The organism is Cupriavidus sp. PB-02, assembly GCF_058252315.1.
The window spans coordinates 1747120-1762857 of sequence record NZ_CM177695.1 but is presented as its reverse complement, the minus strand read 5'-3'; the positions used below and the strand labels follow the sequence as shown (position 1 = coordinate 1762857).

At 60.8% G+C, this 15738-nt stretch carries 13 protein-coding genes and 1 pseudogene; 11 read left to right on the top strand and 3 right to left on the bottom strand.

All coding sequences use genetic code 11. From position 1 onward, the window contains the following. Positions 1-335: 335 nt before the first annotated feature. From wbpA to AC10V3_RS28780, 9 genes are all read left to right on the top strand, one after another. Positions 336-1652: a UDP-N-acetyl-D-glucosamine 6-dehydrogenase gene (gene wbpA / locus AC10V3_RS28820; protein WP_022538780.1), complete on the top strand. Its 1317-nt coding sequence runs from the start codon at positions 336-338 to the stop codon at positions 1650-1652. An 18-nt stretch (positions 1653-1670) separates the two neighbouring features. Next, entirely contained in the window at positions 1671-2621 is a 951-nt protein-coding gene (gene wbpB / locus AC10V3_RS28815) for a UDP-N-acetyl-2-amino-2-deoxy-D-glucuronate oxidase (protein WP_022538779.1), read from the top strand. Between the two features lie 7 nt (positions 2622-2628). Beyond that, positions 2629-3210, top strand: a complete 582-nt coding sequence (gene wbpD / locus AC10V3_RS28810; protein WP_022538778.1) for a UDP-2-acetamido-3-amino-2,3-dideoxy-D-glucuronate N-acetyltransferase — start codon at positions 2629-2631, stop codon at positions 3208-3210. Between the two features lie 45 nt (positions 3211-3255). Next, positions 3256-4371 carry a DegT/DnrJ/EryC1/StrS family aminotransferase gene (locus AC10V3_RS28805; protein ID WP_022538777.1) on the top strand — a complete coding sequence of 372 codons (1116 nt, stop codon included), beginning with the start codon at positions 3256-3258 and terminating at the stop codon, positions 4369-4371. Continuing rightward, positions 4368-5828, top strand: a complete 1461-nt coding sequence (locus AC10V3_RS28800; RefSeq protein ID WP_022538776.1) for a lipopolysaccharide biosynthesis protein — start codon at positions 4368-4370, stop codon at positions 5826-5828. Before AC10V3_RS28805 ends, AC10V3_RS28800 begins: the two co-directional genes overlap by 4 nt. A 30-nt stretch (positions 5829-5858) precedes the next feature. Then, positions 5859-6965, top strand: a complete 1107-nt coding sequence (locus AC10V3_RS28795; protein ID WP_022538775.1) for a glycosyltransferase family 4 protein — start codon at positions 5859-5861, stop codon at positions 6963-6965. A gap of 220 nt (positions 6966-7185) precedes the next feature. Continuing rightward, complete coding sequence (locus tag AC10V3_RS28790) at positions 7186-8445, top strand: O-antigen ligase family protein (protein ID WP_490923827.1); 1260 nt, start codon at positions 7186-7188, stop codon at positions 8443-8445. Positions 8446-8609: 164 nt separating this feature from the next. Next, entirely contained in the window at positions 8610-9566 is a 957-nt protein-coding gene (locus AC10V3_RS28785; protein WP_022538773.1) for a GNAT family protein, read from the top strand. A 52-nt stretch (positions 9567-9618) separates the two neighbouring features. Beyond that, positions 9619-11172, top strand: coding sequence for a hypothetical protein (locus tag AC10V3_RS28780; protein WP_490923826.1), 1554 nt, complete (start codon positions 9619-9621; stop codon positions 11170-11172). 90 nt (positions 11173-11262) lie between these two features. On the opposite strand, the gene AC10V3_RS28775 is transcribed toward AC10V3_RS28780, so the two are convergent. From AC10V3_RS28775 to AC10V3_RS28765, 3 genes and pseudogenes are all read right to left on the bottom strand, one after another. Continuing rightward, positions 11263-11571 (bottom strand): polysaccharide deacetylase family protein, encoded by a 309-nt coding sequence (locus AC10V3_RS28775; protein WP_041681795.1) that lies wholly within the window; start codon positions 11569-11571, stop codon positions 11263-11265. 80 nt (positions 11572-11651) lie between these two features. After that, positions 11652-13175, bottom strand: coding sequence for a Rieske 2Fe-2S domain-containing protein (locus tag AC10V3_RS28770; RefSeq protein WP_490923825.1), 1524 nt, complete (start codon positions 13173-13175; stop codon positions 11652-11654). A 707-nt stretch (positions 13176-13882) separates the two neighbouring features. Further along, positions 13883-14291: pseudogene (locus AC10V3_RS28765) on the bottom strand (DDE-type integrase/transposase/recombinase); the annotation flags it as partial. A gap of 47 nt (positions 14292-14338) precedes the next feature. On the opposite strand from AC10V3_RS28765, the gene AC10V3_RS28760 reads away from it, so the two are divergent. Both AC10V3_RS28760 and AC10V3_RS28755 read left to right on the top strand, forming a co-directional pair. Beyond that, positions 14339-14509: a glycosyltransferase gene (locus AC10V3_RS28760; protein WP_022538766.1), complete on the top strand. Its 171-nt coding sequence runs from the start codon at positions 14339-14341 to the stop codon at positions 14507-14509. Positions 14510-14774: 265 nt separating this feature from the next. Then, positions 14775-15731: a GNAT family protein gene (locus AC10V3_RS28755; RefSeq protein ID WP_022538765.1), complete on the top strand. Its 957-nt coding sequence runs from the start codon at positions 14775-14777 to the stop codon at positions 15729-15731. Positions 15732-15738 lie beyond the last annotated feature (7 nt).

The window sequence follows — 15738 nt, the reverse complement described above, 5'->3', positions numbered from 1 at the left end:
TGCTTGCGCGTGCAGCGTCGCGTGCAGGACGGTGTGGTCCTGCCTCCGTCGATTGGACGATAACCGTTAGGACGATTCCGCTTCCGTTGGCCAGTCCATTAGTCTGGCAGCGCCGTCCCGGCACGCCGGCACTGGCGCCGGGATCGTGGTACCCGCGCTCCCAACCAATAGCCAGTGCAGGTTCCGGCATATGTGTGGGTGACAACAGTTCCACATTTTTGGCGGTCGAGGCACTTCTACAATCGGAGCAGAGCCCATTCGCCCAGCGCTGTCCCCTCGTAGCCAGGCCGGCCTGATCGACCTCTTCGATTCACCACAACAAAGCAGATTCCACCATGTCGAGCCAAATCGCCAAAGACCTCATCGACCGGATCAAGAACAGGGAGTCCATTATCGGCATCGTCGGCCTGGGCTATGTCGGGCTTCCCTTGATGTTGCGCTACTGCGCGATCGGGTTCCGCGTGTTGGGTATCGACATCGACGAGAACAAGGTCGACAAACTCAATGCCGGCCAGAGCTATATCGAGCATATTCCCGCACGCAGCATTGCCCGGGCACGCGAGACCGGGTTCGAGGCCACCACGGATTTCGAGCGCGCAGCGGAGTGCGATGCCATCATCCTGTGCGTGCCGACGCCCCTCAACAAGCATCGCGAACCTGACATGAGCTTCGTCATCAATACGACGGACTCCATCAAGAAGTACCTGCGCGAAGGACAGGTGGTGTCGCTGGAAAGCACCACCTACCCCGGCACGACCGAGGAAGAACTGCTGCCGCGTGTGCAGGAGGGCGGGCTGGAGGTGGGCAGCAACATCTTCTTGGTCTACTCGCCGGAACGCGAAGACCCGGGCAATGGCAAGTTCGAAACCCGCAGCATTCCCAAGATCGTCGGAGGGCAGACGCCGGCCTGCCGCGAGGTCGGCATGGCGCTGTATGAAGCGGCGATCGACCGCGTGGTGCCGGTCAGCTCGACCAAGGCGGCCGAGATGACCAAGCTGCTCGAGAACATCCATCGCGCCGTGAACATCGGCCTGGTCAACGAAATGAAGATCGTGGCCACGCGGATGGGGATCGATATCTTCGAAGTGGTCGATGCCGCTTCCACCAAGCCATTCGGCTTCACCCCGTACTACCCGGGGCCGGGCCTGGGCGGGCACTGCATCCCCATCGATCCCTTCTACCTGACCTGGAAGGCCCGCGAGTACGGTTTGCATACCCGCTTCATTGAATTGTCGGGTGAAGTCAACAAGGCCATGCCGGAGTATGTGGTCGGCCGGCTGATGGAGGGGCTGAACCAGCAGGGCAAGGCACTGAAGGGCTGCCGGGTGCTGGTGCTGGGCATTGCCTACAAGAAGAATGTCGATGACATGCGCGAGTCACCCTCCGTCGAGATCATGGAACTGGTCCGGGCGCGGGGCGCGACGGTCGCCTACAGCGATCCGCACGTCCCTGTGTTCCCGAAGATGCGCGAGCACCATTTCGAACTGTCGAGTGTGCCGGTCGACGGCGAAACGCTCAGCGGCTTCGACGCCGTGGTGCTGGCCACCGATCACGACGGCTTCGACTACCTGCTGATCCGCCAGCATTCGAAGCTCCTCGTCGACAGCCGCGGCAAGTATCGCGCGGCGCAAGCGAATATTGTCAAGGCCTGAACACACGGGGACGCCAGCGTGAAACGATTCGCACTGATCGGCGCTGCCGGCTACATCGCGCCACGCCACATGACGGCCATCAAGGATACCGGCAATGAGCTGGTGTCGGCCTACGATATCAATGATTCGGTGGGCATCATCGACAGCATCTCGCCGCAGAGCGAGTTCTTCACCGAATTCGAACGCTTCTATGACCATGCCTGGCGCCTGCGGCGCGAACCCGCCGCGGCGCTGGACTACGTCTCCATCTGCTCGCCGAACTACCTGCACCAGCCGCATATCGCAGCCGGCCTGCGCCTGGGCTGCGATGTGATCTGCGAGAAGCCGCTTGTTCCCACGCCCGAGTTGCTCGATGAGCTTGCCCTGGTCGAGCGAGAGACCGGCCGGCGCGTGTTCAACATTCTGCAGCTGCGCCACCACCAGGCCATCCTCGACCTGAAGGACAAGGTCGCGAGCGAGCACAACGGGCACAAGCACGAGGTCGAGCTGACCTACATCACCTCGCGCGGCAAGTGGTATATGGAGAGCTGGAAGGGCGACACGCGCAAATCCTTCGGCGTGGCCACGAATATCGGCGTGCACTTCTACGACATGCTGCACTTCATCTTCGGCAAGCTGCAGCGCAATGTCGTGCACCACAGCTCGGACAACAAGGCGGCGGGCTACCTCGAGTACGAGAATGCGCGCGTGCGCTGGTTCCTCTCGATCGATGCCGGCGACCTGCCCGCGGCGGTGAAGGGAAGGAAACCGACCTATCGCTCGATCACCGTGGACGGCGCCGAGATCGAGTTCTCAGAAGGCTTCACCGACCTGCACACCGTCAGCTACCGGGAGATACTCGCGGGCCGGGGCTACGGCCTGGACGACGCGCGCCACTGCGTGGAAACGGTCAACACGATCCGCTCGGCACGCGCTGCAGCGCCCCGCGACGACGAAGGCCATCCTTTCCTGCAGCAACTTCTTGCCTGAGGTTCTGATGACATACCAGATACATCCCTCTGCCATCGTTGACGAAGGAGCACAGATCGGCGAAGGATCGCGCGTCTGGCATTTCGTGCACGTCTGCGCCGGCGCGCGCATCGGCAGCCACTGCTCGCTCGGCCAGAACGTGTTCGTCGGCAACCGTGTCGTCATCGGCGACCACGTCAAGGTGCAGAACAACGTCTCCGTCTATGACAACGTCACGCTCGAAGATGGCGTCTTCTGCGGCCCCAGCATGGTGTTCACCAACGTATATAACCCTCGCTCGCTGATCGAGCGCAAGGACGAGTACCGCGACACGCTGGTGAAGCGGGGCGCGACGCTGGGCGCCAATTGCACCATCGTCTGCGGTGTCGTGATCGGCGAATATGCCTTCGTCGGCGCCGGCGCCGTCGTCAACAAGGACGTGCCGGCCTACGCGCTGATGGTCGGCGTGCCTGCACGCCAGATCGGCTGGATGAGCGAATTCGGCGAGCAGCTCGACCTGCCAGTGCGCGGCGAAGGCGAGGCCGTGTGCCCGAATAGCGGGCAGCGCTACGTCCTGGATGGCGCCACGCTACACAAGGCCGCGGCCTGAGGCAGTGCCCCGGCTTGCCGAATCTGTCTGCAGAGGAAATTTGCCATGATCGAGTTTATCGACCTCAAAGCCCAGCAAGCCCGCATCAAGTACAAGATTGACGCTGGCATCCAGCGGGTGCTGGCGCACGGTCAATATATCCTGGGCCCGGAGGTCGAGGAACTGGAGCAGCGGCTGGCGCACTATACCGGCGCCCGGCATTGCATCAGCTGCGCCAACGGTACGGACGCGCTGCAGATCGCCCAGATGGCGCTGGGCATCGGCGCCGGCGATGAGGTCATCATGCCCGGCTTCACCTATATTGCCACCGCCGAAACCGTGGCCCTGCTGGGAGCGAAGCCGGTCTATGTGGACGTGGATCCGCGCACCTATAACCTGGATCCGGCGGCACTCGAAGCCGCTATCACGCCCCGCACCAGGGCCATCGTCCCGGTCAGCTTGTATGGCCAGTGCGCAGATTTCGACGCCATCAACGCCATTGCCGAACGCCATGGCATCCCGGTCATCGAGGACGCCGCGCAGAGCTTCGGCGCCGCCTACAAGGGCCGCAGCAGCTGCAATCTGTCCACCATCGCCTGTACCAGCTTCTTTCCCAGCAAGCCGCTGGGTTGCTACGGCGACGGCGGGGCGATCTTCACCAACGACGACGAACTGGCCAGGGTGATGCGCCAGATCGCCCGTCACGGTCAGGACCGGCGCTACCATCATGTCCGCGTTGGCGTGAACAGCCGGCTGGATACGTTGCAGGCGGCCATCCTGCTGGCGAAGCTGTCGATCTTCGATGAGGAGGTGGCGTTGCGCCAGCAAGTGGCGGTGCGGTACGGGGAACTGTTCCGTCGCGGTGGGTTCGAGGCCACGCCGCATGTCGAACCGCACAACCTCAGCGTGTATGCGCAGTACACGATTCGTGTCCAGGATCGCGACGCCCTGCAGGACGAACTGAAGGCCGCAGGGATACCCACCGTCGTGCACTATCCGCTGCCGTTGAACCGGCAGCCCGCAGTAGCCGCTTGCCAGGCCCGCCTGCCGGTCGGCGACGCAATGGCGCAGCACGTGTTGAGCCTGCCAATGCATCCTTACCTCGACATGGCAAGCCAGCAGGCCATTTGTTCAGCAATTCTCCAACTTGTCATGCGCCAGCCAGAGCGAGTCGTGCCTTGACCAAGCAAGCGCTTGCCGCGGACCCCGACACGGCAGCGAAGCCGCGCGTAGGCAGAAGTGTAGGCGTGCTGGTCAGCGGGCAGGCCGCCGCGCAGGTACTCACGCTGGCGGCATCGCCAATTCTGACCCGCCTCTATGCTCCGCAGGATTTTGGCGCCGTGGCGGTCTTCGCGGGCCTGCTGGCGTTCTTCGGCGTTGTCGCCTGCCTGCGCTACGACGCGTCGATCGCCCTGCCCGCCAGCGACCGCGATGCCGAGAACCTGGTGGCTTTGTGCCTGCTGTGTGTTGCGTCGACTACCGCGCTATGCGGGCTCGGCGTGCTGCTGTTCGGTGATTCGCTGATCCTGGCCCTGAACTGGTCGATCGACGCCAGCGTTCTCTGGCTGCTCCCCTTCGGCGTTGCTTCGGCCGGACTCTACACCGTGATCGAGAGATGGATGGTCCGGATGCAGTACTTCGGCCAGTTGGCGCAGACCAGGCTGCTGCGGTCCCTGATTGCAAACCTGGTTCAACTGGGAGGCCACGGCTTCGGCGTATTGGCCTTGATAGGCGGAACAGTGATCGGGCATGGCACCGGCGGACTTTTCTACGCAATCAGGGAAATACGGCGCAGGCGGGGCGGCAACATAAAAGTGCTCCGGATCGTTGCCCTTGCACGCCGCTACAAGGACTTTCCGCTGTATTCCACCTGGACGGCCATATTCAATGTGGCAGGCGTGCACCTGGTGCCGCTGATCTTCTCGGCATTGTTTGGCGCTGCAGTAGTGGGCTACTTTGCTTTTGCGCTGCGCATGGTGTCGGCGCCGATCACGCTGATCGGCGCCGCGATCGGCAGCGTATTCTTCGCCCAGGCCCCGGCCGCCCTGCGGGCCGGCCGCCTGCCCGAGGTGGCCGAGGCGCTGCGCCGGAAGCTGGCCAACGCCGGCATCCCGGCGCTGGTGCTGCTTATCTGCGCCGGGCCGGACCTGTTCGCAGCCGTGTTCGGTGAACGGTGGCGCATGGCCGGCCACTATGCGCGCTGGATGGCACCCTGGATCTATTTTCAGTTCCAGTTCTCTCCGCTGTCCTGCCTTCCCGATGTGATGGAGTTGCAGAAGATGGAACTGACCGCGCAGTTCAGCACCTTCGCAATTCGTCTTGCCACGCTGGCAATGTGTTACGGATTCAGCGTTCCGGCGGACCCGAGCATTGCCGTGTTTTCGGTGGTGAGCGCCTTCGCCTATCTCGGGATGCTGGCCCTGTTCATGTCGCGAGTGGGGGTAGGGCTCAGGGCAATGATGGCGCACGATGCGAGACGGATTCTCGTCTTCTGCGCCTGGGCGCTGCCGTCGATATTGCTGTTCAGCGGCGAACCCGACTGGCGCACTCTTGCCAGCGCGATTTACTTCCTGGCGCTTTCGGCGTTCTGGATGCGGCGCACCCTGCGCGAGACGCGCCCCGGCACCGGCCAGACATGAAATGGGTTGTAGACGGAGTGACAAGCGCAGATGCTTAACGTAGCCCACCTCACCTCGGTTCATCCACGCTACGATGACCGGATCTTCCTCAAGCATTGCCGCAGCCTGGCGGCCAATGGCTATCGGGTCTCGCTGGTTGTGGCCGACGGCAATGGAGATGAAAGCCGGGAAGGGGTTTTCATCGCCGATGTCGGCACCTCGCCGGGGCGCTTGAACCGCGTCTTCAGTACCACCGCGCGCGTGCTGCGCCGCGCGATCACGCTGAATGCCGATGTCTACCACCTGCACGACCCCGAGCTGATTCCCGTTGGCTTGAGGCTGAAGAAGATGGGTAAGCGTGTCATCTATGACTCGCATGAGGATGTGCCCAAGCAGTTGCTCACCAAGCCCTACCTGGGACCGCGGCGGTTGCGAGCGCTGTCGGGCGTCTTCGCCATGTACGAGCGGCACGCCTGTCGCGCATTCGACGGCATCGTGGCGGCCACGCCATATATCCGGGACAAGTTCCTGCCGATCAATCCGCGCACGGTCGACATCAACAATTTTCCCATTCTCGGCGAACTGGACGGTCCGGTGGACTGGGAAGCCAAGCGTGCGGAAATCTGCTATGTCGGCGGCATCAGTTCAAGTCGCGGTATCCGCGAGACCGTCATGGCGCTGGAGCAGATGCAGTCCGCCGTGCGGCTGAACCTGGCTGGCCGGTTCGGCGACGAGGCGCTGGAGTCGGAGGTAAGGGCGGCCAGCGGCTGGTCCCGCGTCAACGAACTCGGGTTCCTGGACCGGGCCGGGGTGCGGAGCGTGCTGGCGCGGTCGGTGGCCGGCCTGGTGACGCTCCACCCGATGATCAATTTCCTCGATGCGTTGCCTGTGAAGATGTTCGAGTACATGGCCGCGGGGATCCCGCCCATTGCCTCCAGCTTTCCGCTCTGGCGTGAGATCGTCGAGGAAAGCGAGAGCGGCCTGTGCGTGGACCCGCTGGATCCGAAGGCGATCGCCGCTGCCGTCGACTATCTGGTGACGCACCCGGATGAGGCGCGCCGCATGGGTGAGAACGGCCGCCGCACCGTGGTCAGCAAATACAACTGGGCCAAGGAGCAGGACAAGCTGCTGCATTTCTACGAGCGGATTCTGGCGTGAAGTGTGAGCTGGGTCACGCACTGCCCTACAAAAGTAGCGGCAACTTTGATTAGATGGATAGCGCGGGAGCGGATCTCCATCGCCGACCCTTGCATCCGGAGAGGCACGATCCACGGCTTGTGCGGCCGGGACCTCCACAGGCTGATTGACGGGGACGAACGCGATGGCGATCGGGAATTCGACCGAAATAACGACTGACAGGGGAAGCAGCAGGGCGATCATGAAGCACAGCTACTTCTCATTGTTCGGCGGCGTAGTCTTCCTCACGCTCTTTCCGGGCTACTTCTTCTATCACAGCGCGGTTGCCGGCGCTTTGTTTCCGCCGGTGCTGGGCGGCTTCTTCGGCCCCATGTCGGTGGTGCTCGGCATCCCGCTGCTGATACTCGGCTTCGGTGCGCTGATAGTCGGGCGCGAGCGGACGCTGTTTATCGATCAGGCTTTCTTCCTGTATGTGTCTTTTGTCACGGCATGGTCAAGCCTGCACTATCTGTTCGGTACGGGAGTGCAGGAGTCCTTCCCCTTCTACATGTATAACCTCAGCACGATATTCCTGTGGCTGGTGGTCTACGTGGCGGTACGGAGCCTCGATCTGAACGGGAAGTGGCTGCGTTGGATACTATCTCTTTCACTGCTCTACTTCCTGGCCGTCGCCGCATGGAACTCGGATGGCCAGTTCTACGATACCGAAAGAGTCGTTGGTGACGCGGTGCGGGTCTCCGGCTATCAGGGTCTGGCCCGTTCGGCCGCCGTTGTCGCCCTGGTGTTGCTCGCGTTGAATCGGGGATTGCGTGGCGCACTGATTGTAGTGATTACCGTGCCGCTATTGTTCCTGTTAGGGGCGCGGTCCGAGTTCATGGGATTCCTGGTGGTGGCCGCAGTTCTCTTCGGAATTCGGGAAGGCGCATTGCGTACCACGCTGATCTGGGTTCCGCTGGGCATTGCGTGCGTCGCCTATCTGGCTGTCAATTTCGAAGTCTTCGATGGCAGCTCGCGCATCCTGCAGCTTCTGGAGATCAGGGAATCCACTTCCTATCAGGCAAGAAACGAGTTGCTCGGGTATGCCGTCAAGACCATCGGGGAGCATCCCCTGCTCGGCAGCTATGGTTCCCAGATGTACCTTGGCGAGATGGGGGCCTATGCGCACAACGCGCTTTCCGCCTGGGTCAGCTACGGGCTGGTGGGCTTTCTGGGCTTTGTCCTCCTGCTTGGCTATGCATTGGTGCAGTCGGCCAGGCTGGCCAGAAAGGGCTACGCGGCGGATCCGCAGGTCGCGCTAGCGCTGGCGTTCAGCGTCTATGCGGTGACATTGGCGGCCACCGCCAAATCCGTCAACGACCCGATTTTCGCCTTGGCATGGGGCGCGACGGCGTGCGCGCTGGACAAGCGCAGGCGGGCGGGCAAGCCACCACAGACCGTCAGGCGCGCACGGTCTCATGAAGCAGATAGGGATGCACGATCACCACGTCCGGCAGGCCGGTGAGGGGTGGGCACCAGGCATTGCCACCATGCCGGGCCTCCGCGATACCTTCCGTCCGACGGCTGATCGCCATCTGCATGATGTTGCGCGTGCCATGGATCCACTAGTCTTGTGATCGGGCAAAGACCCGTACAGCGACAATAGTCACTCATCGATGACTGAGGCATATGGACATCAATCAGCAGAAGTACAGAGAGCTCTGCGAGATCGAACGCTCAATCCCGTTTTCCAGCCAGGCCTGGTGGCTGGACGCTACGGTCGGGCCTGACCGGTGGAGCGCGACCCTGGTGGAGCGGGCAGGGAAGGTGATCGCGGCAATGCCCTACGTCAAGAGGACGAAATACGGCTTTGTCATTCTTACCCAGCCTCCCGCTGGCCATGGCTTGGGTCCCTGGCTGGCGTGCAAGGACGCAAAACCGACAAAATTGCTCAGCCAACAGAAGGAGCTGATGACCGAGTTGATTGAACAATTGCCGAGGTTCGATCATTTCGCGCAGGCGTGGCATTACAGCGATACCAACTGGCTGCCTTTCTTCTGGAAAGGCTACCGGCAAACCACGAAATATACCTACATTCTTCCGGACCTCAGTGACGAGACGTCGCTTTGGAGCGCCATGCAACCCACCGTGAAACAGGACATCCGGAAGGCGACTGGCCGCTTCAATCTTCGCGTACGCCACAGCGATAGTATTGACGAATTCCTTCCCCTGAACCGCAATGTTGGCACCGACCCGAGATGGCGACGAGGCTATTCCGATGACGTCGCGAGGCGGATCGATGCTGCGTGCAAGGAGCGTGGGAAGCGCAAGATATTCATCGTCGAGGACGAGGAGGGACGGGCTCACTATAGCGCCTATCTCGTGTGGGATGAGCGGAGCGCCTATGGTCTGATGGGTGGCGCAAACCGGGACATGCCGCCCAATACCGGAGCCGGCAGCTACTGCATATGGGAAACGATCAGGTTCGCCGCGACGGTAACCAGGATCTATGACTTTTCAGGTTCCATGCTGGAAACGGTGGAACGCTTCTTCCGGGGATTCGGTGCTGTTCAGAGACCCTATTTCCTGATTTCGAAGACACCATCCAGGGCGCTTTCCCTGTATCAGCTCATGCGGTCCCGATAGCGGGGGCCAGCGGGGAGGCAAGGCGCCTGCGCTTCTACAAGGAGATGCTGGCATGAGGCAGAACAACGGACGCGCCCGCCGCCGCCGTGCGCCGGCGCTGCTGCGGGCCTGTGGCCTGGTTGCACTGCTGGTCTGCACCGTGCCGGCGGCACAGGCGCAATCCGGCGGCTTGATGCCCGCCGCGCTGGACTGCGGTGGTCCGCTCGAAGGCGCGGTCTGGCGCCGCTGGGACGAACGCGGCTTCGCCTACGTGCAACAGCAGCTGATCGCGGAACGGCTGGTGAAGGAGGGTGACACCTACGCGCTATACCATTTTGAGATCTACTTTCACAACCTGCTGGCCATGGCACAACGTTGCCAGCGGATCGCCCGGCAGGGCCAGCTGGCCAGCCTGGTCTCCAGCACCTACGCGCAGCTGGAACCGGCGCCCGGCAAGCGGCCGGGCCGGGCATGGGTATGCCGCGGTGGGCCCGAGTGCAGCCACACCGTCTGGCTGCGCAACTCCGAGGTGATGCTCAACAGCACCCAGTTCCTGGCATTCGCGAGCAGCCTTGCCAACGGCATGAGCCGCGCGGTCCGGACCGGGGCTCCCGGCGATTTCGTCGAGCAGACCGCGCGCATCGCGCGCGAACACCTGGAGCGCTGGAGCGCGCCCGCGGCGCAGGACGCGTTGCGCAAGCGGATCGCCGCCAGGCCGGAGGATGTGAAGAACAGCTCGTCCGAGTTGTTCCTGACCGACAAGGAACTCTGGCAGATCGCCATCTACGCGGACCTGGCCGGCATCCTGGCGACGCGGCCTCGCCTTGCTCCGGCGGCGGGCGTGGATGACCCCGGCTTCGCCGCGATGAAGACGCATCTGGACTTGCTCCTGCGCCTGGTTGCGGCTCGTATCACTGTACAGGAGCTTCCTGGCGCGGATGGCAAAGCGGGCAAGGGCGTCAGGGTGGCCGACCTCGACGCGGGATTCTGGCGGCTCTTTGACGACAACCGGTATGCCGCCTACACCGGACGCGACAAGCCGGTTGTCTGCAAGCGCGATCCGGCCAGGCCAGACGTGTTCAAGGTGCAGACGAACATCTCCGCTGAGCGCTTTGAGCCGGTCGCCAACATCGGCTGGGACATCAGCCACGCGCGGCGGCTGGTGCATTTCTTTGATGCCATCGAGCGCAATCGCTCAGCGATGGCGCAAGTGTTCGGCATCGCCCCGGCGAGCTTGCCCTCGCAAGACACCATCGCGGCTTTTGCGCGCCAGTTCAGTCGTCATGTGTGGAACCAGGACCCGGCTCGCCCGCTGTTCACCAACTACTACAGCGGCGCCAATGGCTGGTATCGGGTGAACTACGACAACGGCACCGGCAGTTGCGCGGAGGGCATTCCACCCTATGGCCTGGCGGAGGCCTTCCCGACCGGAGGCTTTGCGACGTGGCCCGCACTGCATGCGCTGGGGGTGCGCTTGTACGACCTGACGCAGTCGCCACGCGACGAAGACCGGGACTTCGTTGTGGCGCATTACCCAGGCCTGGTCGGAAAGCACGGCGACAGCAGGCGCATGCTTGCCGAACTGATGTTCTGGCCTACGCTGGTTCGCCGCAACGGCGCACGCTGAAGGACGAGGGCATCGCCGCAGCGCTGCCTGCCATCGAGCGAGCGCGGTCCCTGTGGAGGCGGGACCGCGGCTTGCCGGTGCGATGGCTTGTCAGTGGGCAACCACCGCCTGGTACAGCTCCCGCTCATCGGCATTGCCGAGCGAGGAGTTGTGCCACAGCATCGTGAAACAGCCATTCACCGCATTGCAGGTATCCTTCAGTTCCCGGAATTTCTTCCAGGCTGCCTCGCTGGTTCCAAGCCGCATATAGCCCATGACGGTGGCTTCCATCGCGATCAGCGGGCGAATGCGCAGGTTCAGGGCCTTTCCCGCGACCGGATCGAAGGCCGGGTACTCGAAGCAGGTTCCGCAGCGGAATCCGGCGCGGTCGGCGTAGCTGAGCGTGCTGTCGTAGGTCATGCCTGCCTGCTCCCAAGCGAGCATGGTGGTCGGGTGCGCCTCGCCGATGACGCGCCGGTGGAATAAAGCTGCAGCAGGTCTCATCCTTCCAGTTCTATAATTTTCGCTTCCAGGCTGCAACTTCCATCCAATGCCTTTCCGTCATCCTCAAGCGAGAAGGCCCAACCATGGCGCGGGCATATGAGCTTGCCATCTTCCGTAATAGTGGCGCAAGACAGATCTGCTCCTTGGTGAGGGCAATAGCGATTGATCTCATAACGTATTCCACTGCCCCGGGAAATCATTATTCTTTCCTTCGGAATGGCGAGCGTTTGGAGTATGGAATCGCGAAGATTTGAGACATCCGAAAGCAGGAATATGTTTATGATGTTGTCAAATCTGTCAGGAGCGCGATATAGCTTTGCCCTCAGCGAGAGGTGAATGTTCTGCCATCGGTCGCGGCCGCACATCAAGGCAAAGTATTTCTTGTCCGCGGTAATTCGCCAAAATGCCGGCATGGAACCAGGCGGATTAATAATGGCTTTCTCTGACAAATCAATACATATGGAGTCATCTTCGCCATCACCCCAGGCCAGTACCAGAAGAGACTCACATTGGAATTCCAGGTCCCAGATCTGATCCAGTCTGTTATTTATTTCATCTATCAGTTTTTCCTTTGAAAAATCAATAGCAAGACCTTCCCAGCGATCTGCAATATCCTTTTTGTAATCAAGAATATCGCGTTCCCTGGGTGGGGCGATGGGCTCCCGTGCGGTGAGTTCATTTATCTCATCCCCCGGCCTTGGGTACAGGATGTTTTCAATATTGGCGCGCAACAAATATTGATGAAGTTCTGGTTGGTGAATGAAAATGTTGCCGACCCCGTATGATAGGGGCAGGGGCAGGAAAGGAAATATTGCAGGCCCCGCAGCCGGGATGAAGAATCTTGGCTTAAGCCTTTGCATCGCGCCAACCACATTGTCAAGTTTTTTGATCGATTTTTCCTTGCTGAGCTCCGCTCGTTCGCTTTCACTGTAATTCTCATAACAGACCGGATGCCAGGTCGCCCCAGAAAACTGAACTGAATAGTAGGTTATCGACCTGGGCAGCTGATCAAGCCGATCAAATATCTTGCAATCGTTCTGGTTGAAAAAACTGAAAGCAGGCGTTTCAATCAGAAGCGCGCTATCATGATTCACTCCAATGTCCGACACAAAGCAGGTCAGCGTCAACCATGCGCTCATCAAGCTTGGCTGGCCATCGAGAAGTTCGATATATTGAAATCCCAGTTTGTCGATCTCGCTCCTCAGGGCGTCATCGCGAAATCGTGGAATAACAAATACCGCATCCCGGCCGATCTTGCTCAGGGTGTCCACGTCAAAATGATCCTCATGCTCATGGGAGATATATATCCAGCCCTTCTTTCTTTGGCTTGTCTCTATGAATTCGGCTTGAAGATGATGATTTTTTGGATACTGGAACCAGCTGCCATGGAATGCTCCGTTATCGGTGAGCCAGGGGTCTATCGCAAGATATTCCGTTGACGACTCGACCAGAAAGCCGTTATGCCCCAGGAATTTCAGGGAGACCGCTTGCTGCATACCCGTGCCAGTGATGTTCGCCATGGTCACTTCTCCTCATATCCTATATCCACGCCTTGGAATGGGTGCCGAAGGTCTCCTTAAAGATCCCCAGCCCGACCGCGATCGCCTGCCTCGAGCAGGCGCCATCGCCAACATTGTGCAGACCGATCTCGAAGCCGTTGTCCGACAAAAGGGCTCAGGTGTGTGCGAGCACCGCCAGATACAGGGCCCGTTCCTTCGCGGTGCCGAGCGAGGAGTTGTGCCACAGCCTCGTGAAGCAGCCGTTAAGGTTGAGCAAATTATCGAGATCACCGGGAGGCGTTACAACGGCACTGGGTGCGATGGCGCACGGATGTCTCATATGTCCAGGCTCACCAATTAATGTTACCGAGTGGAGACATTAGCCGTGCGATCAGGCGTAAGGGCCTGCGACCAAGCTTCGTAATTTTGCTCTGCCTTATCGGCATGACGTTTTGCCTGCCAAAAGCGGCCGGTTCCGGAATCGGTCTGACTCAAATCGAACAAATACAAGGAGTTGCAACGTGAGTGGACCATTCGATTAACCGTGGGCACGCAAGGCCGTTTCCCCAGCAGAAGAATGCAATGCCGCGCTGACGGACTGGGCACGGTGCGGGCCAGCCTGCAGAATCTGCGCTTCTCCGACATCGAGACCATCGAACCGAAGTGCATGCAAAGGCGTTGTCAACTTGCCGATGGCGAGACAAGGCAGTGGCATGTTGTACCACTGCTTAGGCAGCGGATGACGGATTTTGGGCCGCTTGGGTGAAGTGGTGCCAGGCGGTGAATCTCGCTGCGAGGTGCTTGCGATAGAGCGAAGCACACAGCAGATGCCGTTTCAGCGCGAAGTGTTGCCGAATCGGACCGAAGCTCGACAGGAAAGCCTGCGTGCGTTTCGGATCGCGAAAGCCACGCATGCGCCGCTCCCGTTCGCGGGTCGGCTGGTGGCTGTTCTCGGCCCGATTGGCTGCGCAGTTGATCGGTGACGATCCTGCGCGGTGCCGGGCAGAAACGCAGGACGCGCTGAAAGAAGTGTTTGGCCGCGGCCTTGTCGCGCCGCTTCTGCAGCAGCATGTCGAGTTCGGCGCCATGCTCATCGACCGCCCGCCATAGCAAGTAGGGCTCGCCGCGCAACGACACGCCCGCTCTGGCGTGAGATCGTCGAGGAAAGCGAGAGCGGCCTGTGCGTGGACCCGCTGGATCCGAAGGCGATCGCCGCTGCCGTCGACTATCTGGTGACGCACCCGGATGAGGCGCGCCGCATGGGTGAGAACGGCCGCCGCACCGTGGTCAGCAAATACAACTGGGCCAAGGAGCAGGACAAGCTGCTGCATTTCTACGAGCGGATTCTGGCGTGAAGTGTGAGCTGGGTCACGCACTGCCCTACAAAAGTAGCGGCAACTTTGATTAGATGGATAGCGCGGGAGCGGATCTCCATCGCCGACCCTTGCATCCGGAGAGGCACGATCCACGGCTGGTACGGCAGGGACTTCCACTGCTATCTGTTCGGTACGGGAGTGCAGGAGTCCTTCCCCTTCCATATGTATAACCAAGGATCCGCTAGTCTGGTGATCGGGGAAGACCCGTACAGCGACAACGGCCATTCACCGATGACTGAGACATATGGACCTCAATCAGCAGAAGTACAGAGATCTCTGCGAGATCGAACGCTCAATCCCGTTTTCCAGCCAGGCCTGGTGGCTGGACGCTACGGTCGGGCCTGACCGGTGGAGCGCGACCCTGGTGGAGCGGGCAGGGAAGGTGATCGCGGCAATGCCCTACGTCAAGAGGACGAAATACGGCTTTGTCATTCTTACCCAGCCTCCCGCTGGCCATGGCTTGGGTCCCTGGCTGGCGTGCAAGGACGCAAAACCGACAAAATTGCTCAGCCAACAGAAGGAGCTGATGACCGAGTTGATTGAACAATTGCCGAGGTTCGATCATTTCGCGCAGGCGTGGCATTACAGCGATACCAACTGGCTGCCTTTCTTCTGGAAAGGCTACCGGCAAACCACGAAATATACCTACATTCTTCCGGACCTCAGTGACGAGACGTCGCTTTGGAGCGCCATGCAACCCACCGTGAAACAGGACATCCGGAAGGCGACTGGCCGCTTCAATCTTCGCGTACGCCACAGCGATAGTATTGACGAATTCCTTCCCCTGAACCGCAATGTTGGCACCGACCCGAGATGGCGACGAGGCTATTCCGATGACGTCGCGAGGCGGATCGATGCTGCGTGCAAGGAGCGTGGGAAGCGCAAGATATTCATCGTCGAGGACGAGGAGGGACGGGCTCACTATAGCGCCTATCTCGTGTGGGATGAGCGGAGCGCCTATGGTCTGATGGGTGGCGCAAACCGGGACATGCCGCCCAATACCGGAGCCGGCAGCTACTGCATATGGGAAACGATCAGGTTCGCCGCGACGGTAACCAGGATCTATGACTTTTCAGGTTCCATGCTGGAAACGGTGGAACGCTTCTTCCGGGGATTCGGTGCTGTTCAGAGACCCTATTTCCTGATTTCGAAGACACCATCCAGGGCGCTTTCCCTGTATCAGCTCATGCGGTCCCGATAGCGGGGGC